Here is a 15,665-nt window from a genome sequence, read left to right on the forward strand (position 1 = left end):
AGTTTCCATGCGCGCCGCTCGCTCGATGACGCCTGTCCGCATCATAGGCCTTGCCGGCCTGCTGGCGTGCCTCTGCCTTCCGGCACGAGCCGCCGACCCCAAAGCCGATCCAAAGCCCGACGCCACGATCAAGAACCCGAGCATCGAGGCGAGCGTCTATCTCGACGACAAGATCAAGGCCGATGGCGCGCTGGCGGCCGATTGCCTCGCCGAGGGCCGGAAGTGGATCGACAAGAACGCCACCGAGGCGGCCTCCGACCGCAAGCAGGAGCCTGAGCTGTTCAAGGATCGCGGCGGCTATTCGTTCGAGCGCAAATATTCGGTGCGTTCGATCGTCGATGACCGCTATGTCAGCGTGTTGCGCAACGACTACATGGACACGCTCGGCGCGCATCCGAACTCCGACGTCAACACCATCCTGTGGGACACGGCGGAGAAGAAGCGCATCAGCATCCGTCCCTTCTTCACCGAGACTGCGGACAACGGCCCGACCATGAAGGCCTTACTCAAGGCCGTCATCGCGGCGCTGACGGTCGAAAAGAAGAAGCGAGCCGGTGATGAGCCGCTCCCGGCGAACTGGCATGACGAGCTGAAGCCAACCCTGCTCAAGATCGGCGCCGTGACGCTCGCGCCGTCGACGGTGTCAGGCAAGAGTTCCGGCCTCACCTTCCACTACCCGCCCTATGCCGTCGGCCCCTACGCCGAAGGCCAGTATGTCGTCTTTGTGCCGTGGGAGGCGCTGAAGTCGTATCTGACGGCGGAAGGCGCAAAGATCTTCGCCGGGGCGCGACCGAAGAACGATGTGGACGATCAGCAATAGTTCGCAGCCCGCATGAGCGGGGCAAGAGGGCCGCTTGCACGATTTCGGAATAATGGAATTATGCCGCTGATTTGCCCGACGTGTCAAGCTGCACGTCGAATGCCGGCAGCCAGTGGCTACTGTGCATGGGGTTGTTTTCGATATTTTGGCAGCGCGCGCCCTGCCACGGCAGCTATCGCATCCGCCTATCGGCCTCCGGGCGTCATCAACAAGCCGCGCCCGAACCGATCCGCGTTCCCCTCGCCTGCCATGGCCAGCCGTTGTAAACCAAGTCCATGACCGCCTCGAAGCCCGCCGCTCCCGACATCCACGCCCTCGCCAAGGAGCTCCGCACCGGCCACCGCGCCGCGCTGGCGCGGGCGATCACGCTGGTCGAGAGCCGGCGCAGCGATCACCAGGCGGCGGCGCGCGAGCTGGTGCAGGCGCTGTTGCCTGACACCGGCAAGGCGGTGCGGGTCGGCATCACCGGCTCGCCCGGCGTCGGCAAATCGACCACCATCGATGCGCTCGGCATGTTCCTGATCGAGCGTGGCCACAAGGTCGCGGTGCTGGCGGTCGATCCCTCCTCGGCGCGGACCGGCGGCTCGATCCTCGGCGACAAGACGCGGATGGCGCGGCTCGCCGTCTCCGACCAGGCCTTCATCCGCCCCTCGCCGTCCTCGGGCACGCTCGGCGGCGTCGCGGCGAAGACCCGCGAGGCGATGCTGCTGTGCGAGGCCGCGGGCTTCGACGTGGTGCTGGTCGAAACCGTCGGCATCGGCCAGTCGGAGACCGCGGTCTGCGACATGACCGATTTCTTCCTGGCCTTGATGCTGCCGGGCGCCGGCGACGAATTGCAGGGCATCAAGAAGGGCCTCGTCGAGCTCGCCGACATGATCGCGATCAACAAGGCCGACGGCGACAACTTCAAGCGCGCCAACCTCGCCGCCGCCGACTATCGCAGCGCGCTGCACATCCTGGCACCACGCTCGGAGCACTGGCATCCGCCGGTCGAGACCTATTCCGCGCTGACCGGCGCCGGCCTCGACCGGCTCTGGCAGAAGATCCTCGACCACCGCACCGCGATGAACGCCTCCGGCGAATTCGAGGCCCGCCGCCGGGAGCAGCAGGTGAAGTGGATGTGGTCGATGCTGGAAAGCCGGATGATGGCGCGGCTGCGCAGTGACGCTGCGATCCGCGCCAGGGTCAAGAAGATGGAGGCCGAGGTCGCCGGCGGCCGCATCTCGCCCGCGGTCGCCGCCGAGCAGATCGCGGAGATGCTGCATTGAGCGGTAGACTGCGCATCCTCGTCACCGCCTTCGGGCCGTTCCCGGGTGCGCCGTTCAACCCGACCATGCCGGTGGTCAAGCGGCTGACCACGCTGCGCCGGCCGGCGTTCGACGACGTCGCGCTGACGAGCCACATCTTCGACGTCACCTACGCCGCCGTCGATCGCGAATTGCCGGAACTGATCGCACGACACCGGCCGCAGGCGCTCTTGATGTTCGGCCTCGCCGGCCGCACCAGATATCTGCGGATCGAAAGCCGCGCCCGCAATGCGGTGACGACGCGCTTCCCCGATGCCGGCCGCCAGCATGCGCGCAAGGGATCGATCGCAGGCGGCGCCGATGCCAAGCTGTTCGGGCCGCACAGCGAGAAGTTGCTGCGCGCGGCGCTGGCCACCGGCATCGACGCACGGATGTCGCGCGACGCCGGCAGCTATCTCTGCAACTATCTGAGCTGGCGCGCGATCGAGGCCGTCGACGGCGAGAACGAGCTGCGCCTCGCGCAGTTCATCCATGTTCCGCCGCTCGCCCATGACGGCACGGCCGCACCGGGCAAATCAGACGTCACGCTGGAAGCGCTGGTCGATGCCGGCGAAGCCATACTGATGGAGCTGGTGAAGCTGACCCGGCAGGCCCTGCGCGCGTAAAGCGACGCGGATTGACGATACCCTCAGCGGGACGCTGTGCATCTCGGCGTCGTTTGAAAGCTACCAATGCCTCGACATCGGCGCGCAAAGCGGCCTTTGCCGGAGGTCCGAGTCGGGGCCAGGAGCGGAACAATTACGGTTCTCTGGTCGCAAAGCGTGGCCAAGGGGAGACTTGACTGTGAACCTTTCCTTCGCTCGGCGGACTTACGTTCAGCCATAACCAGCCCTCGACAGGCCGAAAGGCATCGTCAGACAACAACACATGGCTGGCGGCCGTAGACGCGATCGTTTGAAGATCGTCGGTCGAGTTGTCCGGAATTTTTGACTGATTTTGTCCAGGGGACGCAGGCCGGCGCCTGCCGGACCTCATCTCCGTGCCATTGGAGGAGATACCATGACCGAGATCCGGCTGGCCTCGCTACAGGGCGGGGCGATTGTGCTTGGAAATGACACTCTCGATGCCTTGCGACAGACATTGCGTGGGATTGTTTGTCTGCCCCAGGAAGCGGGCTACGATGAGGCCCGCGCGATCTGGAACGCGATGATAGACCGCCGCCCAGGCGTGGTAGTCCGCTGCAGAGGTGCCGCGGACATTATGCATGCCGTCACTTTCGCACGCGAGCGCGGCGTCCTGCTTGCGGTGCGCGCCGGCGGCCACAACATTGCCGGGAATGCCGTATGTGAAGGAGGCCTGTTGCTGGACCTCTCGCTCATGCGCGGCGTACGGATCGATCCTGCTCGCCGGACCGCTCGCGTCGAACCGGGCGCGACCCTCGGCGACTTCGACAGGGAGGCGCAAGCCTTCGGACTGGCCACTCCGCTCGGCATCAATTCGACGACCGGCGTGGCTGGCCTCACGCTTGGCGGCGGATTCGGATGGCTCAGCCGCAAGTTCGGGTTGGCTGTCGATAACCTCATCTCGGCCGACGTGGTCACGGCTGACGGCAAGCTTGTGCGCGCGAGCGCAGACGAGAACCCCGACCTGTTTTGGGCGCTGCGCGGAGGTGGCGGCAATTTCGGCGTCGTGAGCTCGTTCGAATTTCGCCTGCACCCGGTCGGGCCCATGGTCCTCTCCGGCCTGATTGTCCATCCTTTTGCCCGGGCAAGAGAACTTCTGGCCGGCTATCGCCAGATCGCAGCCAAAGCCCCCGACGAACTCACGCAATGGGTGGTCCTCAGAAAGGCTCCGCCACTTCCCTTCCTTCCGGCCGACATTCACGGTAAGGAAATTCTCGTCTTTGCGGTCTGTTATGTAGGCGATGAGCGCGACGGCAATCGTGCTTTGGCTCCGCTGCGTGAGCTGGGAACGCCGATTGCGGACGTGATCGGCATGCAGCCCTTCACCGCCTGGCAGAGTGCGTTCGACCCGTTGCTGACTCCGGGTGCCCACAATTATTGGAAGTCGCACAATTTTGTCGATCTCAGCGACGGTCTCCTGGATGTCCTCGTCGATGAGGTTGCGCGACTTCCAACCGAGGAGTGCGAAATCTTCATTGGACAGCTCGGCGGAGCCTCTAGCCGTGTGGCGCCTGACGCCATGGCTTATCCTCATCGCAGCGCAAATTTTGCGATGAATGTTCATACACGATGGCGTCAATCCGCCGACAAGCAGCGCTCGATCGACTGGGCTCGGAGGCTTTTTGCCGAAACTGCGCCTCACGCAACCGGCGGCGTCTATGTCAACTTCATGCCCGAGGACGAAACCGATCGCGTGTCCAACGCATACGGCGCAAACTACGCGCGTCTCACGACACTGAAGTCGAAATACGATCCCGGCAATCTGTTCCGGTTGAACCAGAACGTCCAGCCGTCCGCGCAGCGTCCGGCGGCCTGACGAAATACAAGGCAGCAAACCGCCGGTTAGCCTTGGCGAAACCATCGCTGTTACTCGACCGTTTCGGTCTTTGGGTGATGGTTTCGCTTCGCTGTACGCATGAGGCAACCCTATTGGACGGCAGCGAACAAATCCCACGCTCCTGGGATGCCCTTGAGATCGAACGAGCCACGCTCCGAAAATTTCAATCCGGCTCCTGCGACCAGGTCGGTCACGACGCGCGACACGAGGACTTCATTTGCATCCGACCGCCCCATCACGCGAGCGGCGACATGGACCGCTATTCCACCGACGTCACTGCCGCGCACTTCGATCTCGCCGGTGTGTAATCCGGCGCGCAGCGGCAGACCGAGCTGGCGCGCAGCTTCGCCCAGTGCGAGGGCACAGCGAACACCGCGTCCAGGTCCATCGAACGTCGCCAGGATGCCATCTCCGGTATTCTTCACCAGCCTCCCGCGATGCCTCTCGACCACCTGTGCTGCCAAGCGGTCATGAGAATCAAGCAGTTCGTGCCAGCGGCGATCACCAACCTCGATGGCTTTCGTCGTGGAATTGACGATGTCTGTAAACAGGACGGTCGCCAGCACACGGTCGACATCTTCTCCCACCTCGGGACGGTGACCGGTGACAAATTCCTCGATGTCGTCAATCACCCGTTCGCATTCGGTCGTAAAGAAGACACCGTGCGGAAGGCCCTCGTATTCGATGTACTTCGCGCCGGCGATTGCGGCCCCCAGCTTTCGCCCCTCCGATACAGGCACCACGGCATCGGCCTGGCTGTGCAACACGAGAGTTGGGACGCGCACGCTCTGCAGCACGGGCGTCACGTCGATCAGCCGGTTCATCACCATGATCGCCTTGAAAGCACCGGGGCTGCAGCTCATCCGCTCGAACTTGCCGAGCGCCGCGAGCTGCTCTTGGGAGCCGTTCGCCAGACCGACGACGTTCCTCATCATCTGCCCCGAGCCCCAGCTTGCAACAACCCTGTCTGCAAACGCCTCGAACTGGGCCGCCGGGATCGAGTAGCCGGCGCGCACGAAACCGCCGACCAGCACCAAATGGGAAACACGATCTGGATGTGTGGCCGAAAAGAGCAGGCTCATCGGGCAGCCTTCCGACATGCCCAGCAGAACCGTTTTGCGGGACCCGACCGCGTCAAGCACGGCGCGAACGTCGTCCATTCGCTCTTCCAACGTCGGCACGCCGGATACTCGATCGGACAGTCCTTGACCGCGCTTGTCGAAGCTTATGAGCCGGGCGAAGCGCCCCAGCCGCTGCGCGTTGCTGCTTATGCACGGCAACTCGTGCACGACCTCAAGGTGGGAGATCGAGCCAGGCACGACGAGAATGTCGATCGGCCCGTCCCCGGTCACGTGATAGGCAATATTGACATCGCCGCTGCGCGCGTATTGCGTCTGGGGCATAATGAAATCGGCCATATCCAACTCCAGTACCGCGACGTGTTGAAACCAGACTGTCGAAAAAGGGTTTCGTCTACTCTTGAAATACGAAATTCTATCACACTATGAATCCGTCGTCCCGCCCGGCAAGAGGCGCGGATTGCGATCGTTACGCAAGTGCGGCGGGATGCGCTGGAGCTGGTGCAGCCGACCCGGCAGGCGGCGCGCGTGAATGGCGCGGATTGAGCCGTCTATGGACGCCTGCGCGTCAGGGCGTCATTGAGTTCTACCAAGTTCAAGCCTCAACAGGGCCACGAGGGAGTGACGACGTCGACACGCCGCCACCCGAACCGCGAAACTTTATCACACTACCGAGCGGCCTGCGTTCGCGTCACCGGCGGCGGGCTCCAGTTTCCGTTGAGGGCTTCGGATTTCGGCGAGTAGATGCGCATGGTCAGGTTGAACGCGCCTTTCGGCGCCGGGAGCCAATTGGCTTCCTTATCCTTGCCGGGGCTCTCGTTCTGGAAGTACAGATCGAGCGAGCCATCCGTGTTGTACTGGAATGGCATCCAGCTGCTGACGGCAAACCGGTCGAGCGCATTTCCCACCTGGAAACCGTCGGAGTCGTAGAGGGTCACCGACCAGAAGGCGTTCGTCGGAGGCGTGTTGCCCTTCTCGAAGTGGAGCATGTATTTTTTCGAACCGTCGAGCGGTTCGCCCGTTCCATCGGCCAGATTCGCTGGGTAAATGGCGTCCTCGGGAAGGTTCGCGCCGAGGCCGAACTGTGCGATCATGGCTCGCTTCAGGTAATAGTTGCCGTACACGCCCATGGTGTCGGTGTTCATCGACCAGCCGTTCACGACTCGCGCGAGCGTCGGCAACTTCCAGGCCATCAGCTTCTGTGCATCCTTCGGAACATCCGCCAAAGCACGGCGAATGACGGGGTCTGCTTTAGCCATGTCAAAGCTGTTGCCCGGCTCGATGCCGATTTTCTTCAACTGCGCGATCATCGGCTGGTCGGTAAGGTGGGGCGGATTGATCTTGAGAAGCTCAGCGGCATAAGCGAAGAACTTGTCGGCGGACATGCCGTCGACCTGGGTCTTGGGCGGCGTCTTCATGTCGACGGTCGGATCAATCTTTGCTTCCACCGGGTTTGCCGGTTTGCCCCAACCCGACAGCGGGGCGATCTTGTAGCCGGCCTGGATCTTGTGAACCGCATCATAGTCCTGCGGCCCATCCGTTTTGGTGCGTCCGATGATCCACACGTAGGGCGTCGTCGCGCTGATGCGCGTCATTCCAGGAGGAACGGTCCCGCTCCAGCCAGGCGGCGTGACGAGGAAGTTGCCGGCCTGCGTGCCAGTGGTTCGCCAACCGGGTGACGCGAACACGTCGCTCCACATGTCAAGCATTGGCAGGAGATAGAACCGTCCATCCGTATCCGGTGCGGAGACGACCTGCGGCTCCTTGGTCAGATCGAGCCACGCTATGGAATACAGCGTATCGAAATTCGAGCGCACGACTCCCTTGAAGTCGGCAGGTGGATAGGCGGGTATGTTCGTAAAGACGTTCATTGGACCCTTGCCGAACTCCTTGCCGGGTTCGACATTGGTGAACTGCTTTCGGGTCACGTCCATCGAGAGCAGCGGATAGAAATAGATATAGGCATCGACTCCGATCGCATGCGCATCTTGTTCGGTGATCGACGCTTGCGCGGCAACGGAAGCTGGTGACGATGCGAACAACACTCCAGCGAAAAGGCCCGCCAAAGCCAAGCGCATGTGCGTCATGCTTGTCTCCCCTGGTGTAATTGCGGATGCAATTCAAAGCCATTTGGCGCGCAGTACGCCTTGTCGGTCTTGATCCAGATCAAGAGACGGGTGGAGATAAATCCATAGATTCAGCCATATGGACATACAGGCGGCTTGGCCTGCTCGCACCCCGTCATTCATTTCATAACGGTAGGAGTTTTCATCATGCGGATGGCCCTTTTGTTCTTTGTGTTTGGCGGTCAATTTGCGAGCCCCTTGGCGATGCCGGTCGGTGATGGCGTGCCAGTCATCAATGTCGAGAAGACCTGCAGGGAGACAACGGAGGTGGACAAGGCCGCCAACCTTGCTCTTGCTCAGCCCTTTGAGAAATGCATGAGCGACGAGAATAGCGCGAAGGCGCAACTCGCTGCTATCTGGTCGACCTATTCCGCTCCCGTCCGTGCGCGCTGCGAGCAGGAAGCGACGCTTGACGGGCTTGGCAGCTACGTTGACCTGCTGACCTGCATGCAGATGGCCGGCCCCGGAGCCCCGACGCGCGCAACGGACATCAGGGGTGCGAGCAAGAATCGAAACAAGAACTAGGATCGACACAAGAACTGGCGTGTGCAACTGCCTGTGAAGCGGCTAGATTGCCGTGTCGCAGCGCCTCAGTACGCCGCGCCTTTCGGCTCAAGCACGAATGCCTCTGGAATGCTGGCTCACCTGCCTGCGCCTGCGCGGGTGACGACACCGGGCTGTTTAGCAACGCAAATCGGCTGCACCGGAGGTTAACCCTACCGCCAACAATCGCCCGGCTGCGTCGGCGTGTTCACCATGCCGCGCCGCATTTCGCGCTACCACTCGACCCGCGAACGTCACCGCTCGCGAATGTTTGCGAGGGCCGTGCCCATGGACGTCAATCGCCGCCACCTGATCGGAGCCTCAGCCGCCGGCGCAGCCGGCGCGCTTGCGATGTCGTCGGATGCAGCGCGCGCCGCGCAATCCGCCGGCTCGCTCGGCCGCGACGTCACGCAATACGGCGTGCGTCCGGGCAGCCCCGACGACCAGACCCGCAATCTGCAGCGCGCGATCGACGATGCCGCGCGCGCGCAGGTGCCGCTGGCGTTCCCGCCGGGCGTCTACCGCACCGGCCTGTTGCGGCTTGCGCCGGGCAGCCAGCTGATCGGCGTCCGCGGCGCCAGCCGGCTGGTGTTCAACGGCGGCGCCTCGCTGCTCGAAGGCGAAAGCGCCGGCGGCGTCGTCCTGATGGGCCTCACCTTCGACGGCGGCAACGTCCCGCTGCCGAACCGGCGCGGCCTCGTGCATTGCCTGTCCGGCCGCGACATCCGCATCACCGATTGCCAGTTCACCGGCAGCGGCGGCGCCGGCATCTGGTTCGAGCAGATGTCGGGCGACGTCAGCAACAACATCTTCACCGGCATCGCATCGACCGCACTGGTGTCGTTCGACGCGCTCGGCCTGATGGTGGCGCGCAACACCATCAAGGGCACCAGCGACAACGGTATCGAAATCCTGCGTACCGCGATCGGCGACGACGGCTCGATCGTCGCCGACAACCGCATCGAGGACATCAAGGCCGGCCCCGGCGGCTCCGGGCAGTACGGCAACGCCATCAACGCCTTCCGCGCCGGCAATGTGATCGTGCGCGGCAACCGCATCAGCAACTGCGATTTCTCGGCGGTGCGCGGCAACTCCGCCTCCAACATCCACATATCAGACAATAGCGTCAGCAATGTCCGCGAGGTCGCGCTCTATTCGGAGTTCTCGTTCGAGGCCGCAGTGATCGCCAACAACACCGTCGACGGCGCCGCGATCGGCGTGTCTGTGTGCAATTTCAACGAAGGCGGCCGCATCGCGGTGGTCCAGGGCAACATCATCCGCAATTTGCTGCCGAAGCGCCCTGTTGGCACCGACCCGAACGACGGCGCCGGTATCGGCATCTATGTCGAGGCCGACAGCGCTGTGACCGGCAATGTGATCGAGAACGCGCCGACCTTCGGCATCGTCGCCGGCTGGGGCAAGTACCTGCGCGACGTCGCGATCTCAGGCAACGTGGTGCGCAAGGCTTTCGTCGGCATCGGCGTCTCGGTGGTGCCGGGCGCAGGCTCCGCGCTGATCAACAACAACATGATCTCGGAGACCCCGGGCGGCGCGGTGGTCGGGCTCGACCACGCCCGCCCGATCACATCAGACCTGTCGGTGGGTGGCGCCCAGCAATACGCGCAGCTGACGGTCGGGGCGAACGCGGTGCGGCGCTAAAGCGCGTTGCGCAGCAGCGGATAGCGCCGCTGGATGGTGTCGAGATCGAGCACCGGCGGCGGCGCGACCGGAGGGGGCATCTCCAGCGGCGGCGCGTCGGCCACAACGGGCGGCTGCTCAAGAACCTCGGCCGCCGTTTCCAGCGCGGCCGCGACTGCGGTCATCGCAGCCTCCGCCAGTGCGGCTGCCTCCGGCCGGCGCTGCGGCGCTGGCGAGACGTAGGGCGCCGACGAAATGTAGGGCGGTGGCAGTTTCGACCTGCCGCGGCCGAGCCAGGACAGATCGATCGGCGAATTGTCGAGCGAGGCTTCGCGGGTCAGCAATTCCCGCCAGATATCGACCGCGGCCCGCGCTTCCCTGATGTTCTCGAGAAAGGACTGCTCGCTGTGATAGCGGCGCCAGCGTCCGGATTCGAACAGCTCGTTGAGATGCTCCAGCCTTTGCTCGGCGAGGTTGCACCAGCGTGCAACGATCTCCTGGCCTCTGGCCACGTCGGTCCGATGTGTCATTGAAGTTGCCCGCAGGGAAAGAAACGGACGCAGACGCAACCGAACCGAATCAACTGGACGTGACAGTGATATTCTGTGGAAAAGGTAAATAAAGTCTAACTAAATTCTTAATCGCGCGCAGGCGATGAAGGAAGTCCGCTCGACTACGGACTTTCTTGCCCGAACGCTCGTCAAGTCATCGACTTGCATGATGACGATGTGCACGACTTCCGAACGCAGCGCAGCCGGATGATCCACAGCAAACCGCCGCGGCCATCGCGCGCATCACGCCGGCGTAACGCCGGATGCGTCGGCCGCGTTTGGTCAGTCGTGCAAAGTAGCCCCAAAATGAAAGACCCGTCCGGGGGGACAACCGGACGGGTCAAAGCCATATGGGCGCTTGGGGTGGATGGGCGCTCGCGCCTGATATAGCCGGGGAGGGATAAACCGCTCCCACACACATAAGTCGTGAGAGGAAGGCGGACGTTCAAACCGCCGACGAATTTTTTAACCTTTCCGCCGCCCGGTTCCATCGCACCGTTGCGCGCGTTCGACGCCAGAAATCACTGCGCAGCACGGCGATTTGCGGCGGAATTGTCCGATGCGAGCGACGGCGCGGGTTCGTTCAACGCGCGGCTCACGGAAGTGTTATTGCCGTCCGCGGCCGTAGCGGGCTGCGACGGTTTGTCCGCGGTCACCGCGACGGGTGCAGCGGTCGCGGCCATCACCGCGGCAAGTGCGTCGGCCTCCCCTGCCCCGAACAGATCGTCACGCCCAGGTGTCCCGAGATCGCGGGCCGTGCCGGTCAGGACCTTCCGCACCTCGGCGGGCTTCAATGCCGGAGCGTGCTCAAGCACCAGCGCTGCGATCCCGCTGACGAACGCGGCCGAAAAGGAGGTGCCCGACATCAGCTGGTACTTGCCGTCCGGCACCGGCACGAGGAGATCGGCACCCGGCGCCGCCAACGCGACGTAGCTGCCGCGGTTCGAGGCCGCCATCAGCCGCTCGCCGGCATCGATGCCGCTCACCGCGATCACATCGGGATCGGCGGCCGGATACAGCGGCGGTGAGTTCGGACCGGCATTGCCGGCCGCGGCCACCAGCACGACGTCCCGTGCCGCGGCGGCGGCCACGGCGCGCGCGACAAATGCGTCCTGCGGTCCGGCAAAGCTCATGTTCACGATCTGCGCGCCGTGCGCCACCGCGTAGTCGAGGCTTTTGAGGATCACATAGGACGTGCTCTCGGCACCGCCGGCGGCCGCACCAAAGGCACGGATCGCCAGGATCCGTACTTCCGGCGCGCTACCGGTCAGCCTGACGCGCGCCGCGATCACACCGGCGACCGCGGTGCCGTGGGCATGCGGGCCATCCTTGCTGCCGAGCGCATCGAACGTATCCGCGACCGTGTTGGCGAGCTCCGGATGGGCAGCATCGACGCCGGAATCGATCACGGCAATGGTGACATTCATCCCGCGCGCCAGCCTGTGCGCCTGGGGCAGATGCAGCTGCGCCTGGGCATACTGCGCCGGATCACTGCCGCCTGCGGCCGGCTTCTGGTCCTGCAGCGCGTAACGGTAGTTCGGCTGCACGGAGCGGACGCTGCCCTCGCTTGCGAGGTCGCGGCCCACCGCGTCGGCGGAACGAGTGCCGGCCGTGCGGAACAGGCCGATCGTCGCGCCGAGCAGCAGGATATTCTGCGAGGCGATCCGGCTCAGGCCATGACGACGCGCCAGCGCGTCGATCTGGGTCTCGCTCAATGCGCCGTCGATCTCCGCCACGAGCTCGTTCGGCACGGCTCGCGTGGCCGCCACGTCCGGCGCGCGGCTGCCGCCACCGCCGGCCCTGCCCTTCCGCGCAGCGCCCTTGCCGCCACTGCTGAAGGCGACCGGCCGGCCGGAGCATTGCCGCGTGCCATCGCCGCAATCGGCAGAGAAACGGGGGGCGTCACGAGCACGGGACGGCGGCATGCTCGATCGCGGCCCGTCGTCGATCCAGGATGTCGCCGGGCCGTGGAGCGGCGCGCGGCCAGCCGGCCCACCGTTGCCATCGATCCTGCCGATACCGGGATTAACCCGCGGCCCGAGCGAGACCCGCGGGCCGCCGCCGACAGGCGATCGCATGAAATTCTGGGAGTAAGCTGAACTGGGAAAACAAACCAGCAGCAACACTGCGGCCGCGATCGCGGCTCGGTTCGTTGATCTGGTCCGGCCGTTGGGGGTCATGGTGACCTCAACTCGGCGCAGGACCGTCAGCTACCGTCTACGGCGTCTCGACCGCGAGGCTGACGATCTTCTCTTTCTGCAAGCGCGCAATCAGCGCCGCGACGCTGTCCTTGTCCATCGCGCGGAACTGCAACCGAAACATGCCGCCCTTACCGTCGATGATCGCGCCCTGGTAACTGTCGAGCAGCGACGTGATGTCGGCGATCCTGGCATCCGGCGTGAAGCGGACCAACAGCCGTGTCGGCGCCGCCGCCACGCTGGCGCCGAGGTCGCGGGTGATCGGCGCACTGGGTGCAACGGCCGGGCTCGGCGCGCTGGGGGCGCTGCGTTGTTCGGCGACATCGAGCGAGGCGGTCTGGAACGAGGCCGGCTGGGTGCGCATCAGCACCGCACCGATCACGCCGGCCTGCAACAGCACCACGACCGCGCCGAGGCTGGACGACCAGGCCAGCGTCCGCGGCGACAATTTCGAGAAGAACTCCGAGACGGAGGCCGACATGCGCGCGCCCGCCGACGGCTTGCGCTCCGGCTCGGCATCGATCGCGGCAAACAGCTTCTGCATGGCACGCGCCGACGGCGCACCGAGGCTCTCGTTGAGGCCGATGGTCTCGGCGTATTCCTCGCGGATGACGGCATATTGCCGCGCGAGATCCGGATCGGAAGCGAGTGCGTCCTCGACGCGGCGCGCGTCACGCGCGTTCAGCGTGCCGGCCGCATGCCAGGGCAGCAGCATCTCGACATCGTCAGGTTCCTGACCCTGCACTTTCTTGTTGCTCGCAGCCATCATGGCCAACCTCGCTCGACACCGGCTGCCTCCAGCAACTCGGCAAGTTTCTTGCGCGCGTAGAACAGGCGCGTCTTCACGGTGTTCTCCGGAATCCCGACGATCTGTGCGACGTCTTCCACGGATTTCTCGTGATAGTAGACAAGATCGACAATTTCCCGGTGTTCCGCCGATAGTCCCGTCAGGCACTTACGCAGCGTGTCACCCGTGTCCTTCTTCTGCACCACCGTTTCCGGATCGTCGGACGTGTCCTCGATCGCGTTCGCGGCCTCATCGTCCAGTTCGGCGTCCTTCCTTCGCCGCAGCGAGGACAACGCCTTGAACCGGGTAATCGCCAGAAGCCAGGTTGAAACGGCGGATCGTCCCTCGAACTTGCCCGCCTGACGCCACACGTCCAGAAAGACCTCGCTGATGAGATCCTCCGCCACTTGTTCGTCCCGCACGAGCCGAAGCCCGAAGCGGTACACCCTGACATGATGCCGTCCGTATAGCACCTGCATGGCGAGCCGGTCGCCTTGAGCGATCCGAGCGATCAGAACCTCGTCTGAAGCCGCCTGTGTCGCGCTCAATGGCCGTCTCGCAAAGTTGGTCTGAGGGGGGTGGTGCGTGGTTCGACGCGAGAGGCAAGATTCTTCACATTACGGCAATGTGCGCACCGCATGTGTGATCTATGACACAGTCGACGATCCCAATGAGGAAAAATCGCCGGAGACTCGATTGGCGGTATCATAATAGTGAAAACTCTCGCGAACTCGCACCTTCCGGCGCGACCATACCAAGGCTTCGCCGGCAAGCCAGCGCCCTCGCAAAGCGGGCGGCGCCGCAAGCCCCCGTCTCGATCGCTCCCGGCCCGCTTGCGTGAACGGATTCTCCTTACGAAACAAAGGGGATGACCGGATTTTACCGGGACAGATTCGGTTCCAAAAGATACCAAACCTAAAGGCTTTCCCACTTAGATTTTCGCCGGATTTCAGCAATGGCGAGACCATGGGCAGCGCTGCGTCGTCACTTCCCAGCCCGATCGCGGGCGCATCGGAAAGCGGCCGTCACAGGTTGACGCCCGAGCGCCTGGCGCGCCGGGCCAAGCAACGCCGCCAGATCCAATCGATGATTGCCGCCTGCTTCGTGCTCGATGCCGTCGTGCTGCTGATCTATGCGCATGCCGGCACCACGTCGGTCCTGGTGGCGGCGGGCTATGCCCTGACCGGCCTCTGCCTCGTTGCCGTCTATGTGCTGCTTTCGGAGCGCGGCTTCCACGAGCGCTTCCGCGACCACTATTTGGTCGCGCCGCAATCGGCCGTCAACATGGTGAACCTCTTGGTGTTCACCTACATCGCGCCGGAAGTCGGCGTGCTGTTCCTCTGCAATCTGTTCGTGGTGTTCGGCTTCGGCGCGCTGCGTACCTCGGCGCGCCAGACCGCCGTTGTCTGGACCATCATGGTGCTGGGCCTCGCAGCGCTGTTCCTCGGCACCGACAAGACGATCGGGATGCCGATCGGCACAAGGATCGACCGCCTCGCCACCATGCTGGTGTTCGCGCTGACGATCGGGCGCTGCATGTATCTCGGCATCTTCTCGAGCTCGATGCAGCAATCGCTGTATCAGAGCGGCGTGAAGCTGAAGGAGGCCTATCGCCGCATCGAGGAGCTCGCCGAGCTCGACGAGCTGACCGGCACCTCCAATCGTCGCAGCATCATGCGCACGCTCGAGGAGGAGATCGCGCGCTGCGCCCGCAACGGCAGCTCCTGCGCGGTGGCGCTGATCGACCTCGACCATTTCAAGCGCATCAACGACGTCTACGGCCATCCGATCGGCGACGAGGCGCTACGCACCTTTGCCATCGGCATGTTCGCCAATCTCCGCAGCGTCGATCGGTTCGGCCGTTACGGCGGCGAGGAATTCCTGCTGGTGCTGCCCGACCTGTCGCAGGATCAGGCGATGCGCGCGCTCGAGCGGCTGCGCGCGATCATCGCCGGTCTCGACTGGAGCGCATTCTCGCCCGGCATGCAGGTGACGATCTCCGCAGGCGTCACGACGCTCAAGCCGAACGAAAACTCCGATACGCTACTCGCCCGCGCCGATGGCGCGCTTTACGCAGCCAAGGCGAGAGGACGCAACCGCATCGCCAGCGCCTAACCCTTTCGTTTCCCTATCCGGCGCCGGAGAAGCCGTCGCCA

The 15,665-nt window shown here is 64.1% G+C and carries 13 protein-coding genes; 7 read left to right on the forward strand and 6 right to left on the reverse strand.

The window, feature by feature from the left end; genetic code table 11:
* Positions 1–7 precede the first annotated feature (7 nt).
* The 4 genes from XH92_RS30485 (at position 8) to XH92_RS30500 (ending at position 4,566) form a co-directional block, all read left to right on the forward strand.
* Complete coding sequence (locus tag XH92_RS30485; protein ID WP_194455425.1) at positions 8–820, forward strand: DUF3298 and DUF4163 domain-containing protein; 813 nt, start codon at positions 8–10, stop codon at positions 818–820.
* Between the two features lie 275 nt (positions 821–1,095).
* Positions 1,096–2,088, forward strand: coding sequence for a methylmalonyl Co-A mutase-associated GTPase MeaB (meaB, locus tag XH92_RS30490; protein ID WP_194455426.1), 993 nt, complete (start codon positions 1,096–1,098; stop codon positions 2,086–2,088).
* Entirely contained in the window at positions 2,085–2,732 is a 648-nt protein-coding gene (locus XH92_RS30495; RefSeq protein WP_194455427.1) for a pyroglutamyl-peptidase I, read from the forward strand. Before meaB ends, XH92_RS30495 begins: the two co-directional genes overlap by 4 nt.
* Positions 2,733–3,126: 394 nt before the next feature.
* On the forward strand, positions 3,127–4,566 hold the full coding sequence (locus tag XH92_RS30500; RefSeq protein ID WP_194455428.1) for an FAD-binding oxidoreductase: 1,440 nt from the start codon (positions 3,127–3,129) through the stop codon (positions 4,564–4,566).
* Positions 4,567–4,676: 110 nt separating this feature from the next.
* Here XH92_RS30500 and XH92_RS30505 read toward each other — a convergent pair whose 3' ends face one another.
* Together XH92_RS30505 and XH92_RS30510 are read right to left on the reverse strand one after the other, a co-directional pair.
* Positions 4,677–6,005: an adenylate/guanylate cyclase domain-containing protein gene (locus tag XH92_RS30505; protein WP_194455429.1), complete on the reverse strand. Its 1,329-nt coding sequence runs from the start codon at positions 6,003–6,005 to the stop codon at positions 4,677–4,679.
* A gap of 329 nt (positions 6,006–6,334) precedes the next feature.
* Positions 6,335–7,744, reverse strand: coding sequence for a DUF1254 domain-containing protein (locus XH92_RS30510; RefSeq protein ID WP_194461500.1), 1,410 nt, complete (start codon positions 7,742–7,744; stop codon positions 6,335–6,337).
* Positions 7,745–7,939: 195 nt separating this feature from the next.
* On the opposite strand from XH92_RS30510, the gene XH92_RS30515 reads away from it, so the two are divergent.
* Complete coding sequence (locus XH92_RS30515) at positions 7,940–8,317, forward strand: hypothetical protein (RefSeq protein WP_194455430.1); 378 nt, start codon at positions 7,940–7,942, stop codon at positions 8,315–8,317.
* A gap of 306 nt (positions 8,318–8,623) precedes the next feature.
* Entirely contained in the window at positions 8,624–9,994 is a 1,371-nt protein-coding gene (locus XH92_RS30520; RefSeq protein WP_194455431.1) for a TIGR03808 family TAT-translocated repetitive protein, read from the forward strand.
* On the opposite strand, the gene XH92_RS30525 is transcribed toward XH92_RS30520, so the two are convergent.
* The 4 genes from XH92_RS30525 to XH92_RS30540 form a co-directional block, all read right to left on the reverse strand.
* Complete coding sequence (locus XH92_RS30525) at positions 9,991–10,503, reverse strand: TIGR03809 family protein (RefSeq protein ID WP_194455432.1); 513 nt, start codon at positions 10,501–10,503, stop codon at positions 9,991–9,993. The two genes, XH92_RS30520 and XH92_RS30525, sit on opposite strands and share 4 nt — an antisense overlap.
* A 542-nt stretch (positions 10,504–11,045) precedes the next feature.
* The gene (locus XH92_RS30530; RefSeq protein ID WP_194455433.1) at positions 11,046–12,704 is read right to left on the reverse strand and encodes a S8 family serine peptidase; all 1,659 of its coding nucleotides are present in this window, start codon (positions 12,702–12,704) and stop codon (positions 11,046–11,048) included.
* A gap of 37 nt (positions 12,705–12,741) precedes the next feature.
* The gene (locus tag XH92_RS30535) at positions 12,742–13,488 is read right to left on the reverse strand and encodes a hypothetical protein (RefSeq protein WP_194461501.1); all 747 of its coding nucleotides are present in this window, start codon (positions 13,486–13,488) and stop codon (positions 12,742–12,744) included.
* Positions 13,488–14,057, reverse strand: a complete 570-nt coding sequence (locus tag XH92_RS30540; protein ID WP_194455434.1) for a sigma-70 family RNA polymerase sigma factor — start codon at positions 14,055–14,057, stop codon at positions 13,488–13,490. The genes XH92_RS30535 and XH92_RS30540 overlap by 1 nt, the downstream gene beginning before the upstream one ends.
* A gap of 418 nt (positions 14,058–14,475) precedes the next feature.
* Here XH92_RS30540 and XH92_RS30545 point away from each other — a divergent pair, with 418 nt between their 5' ends.
* A complete protein-coding gene (locus tag XH92_RS30545) occupies positions 14,476–15,624 on the forward strand; it encodes a GGDEF domain-containing protein (RefSeq protein WP_194455435.1) in 1,149 nt (382 codons plus the stop codon).
* Positions 15,625–15,665: the final 41 nt, after the last annotated feature.

The organism is Bradyrhizobium sp. CCBAU 53421 (assembly GCF_015291625.1).
Taxonomy (GTDB): Bacteria; Pseudomonadota; Alphaproteobacteria; order Rhizobiales; family Xanthobacteraceae; genus Bradyrhizobium.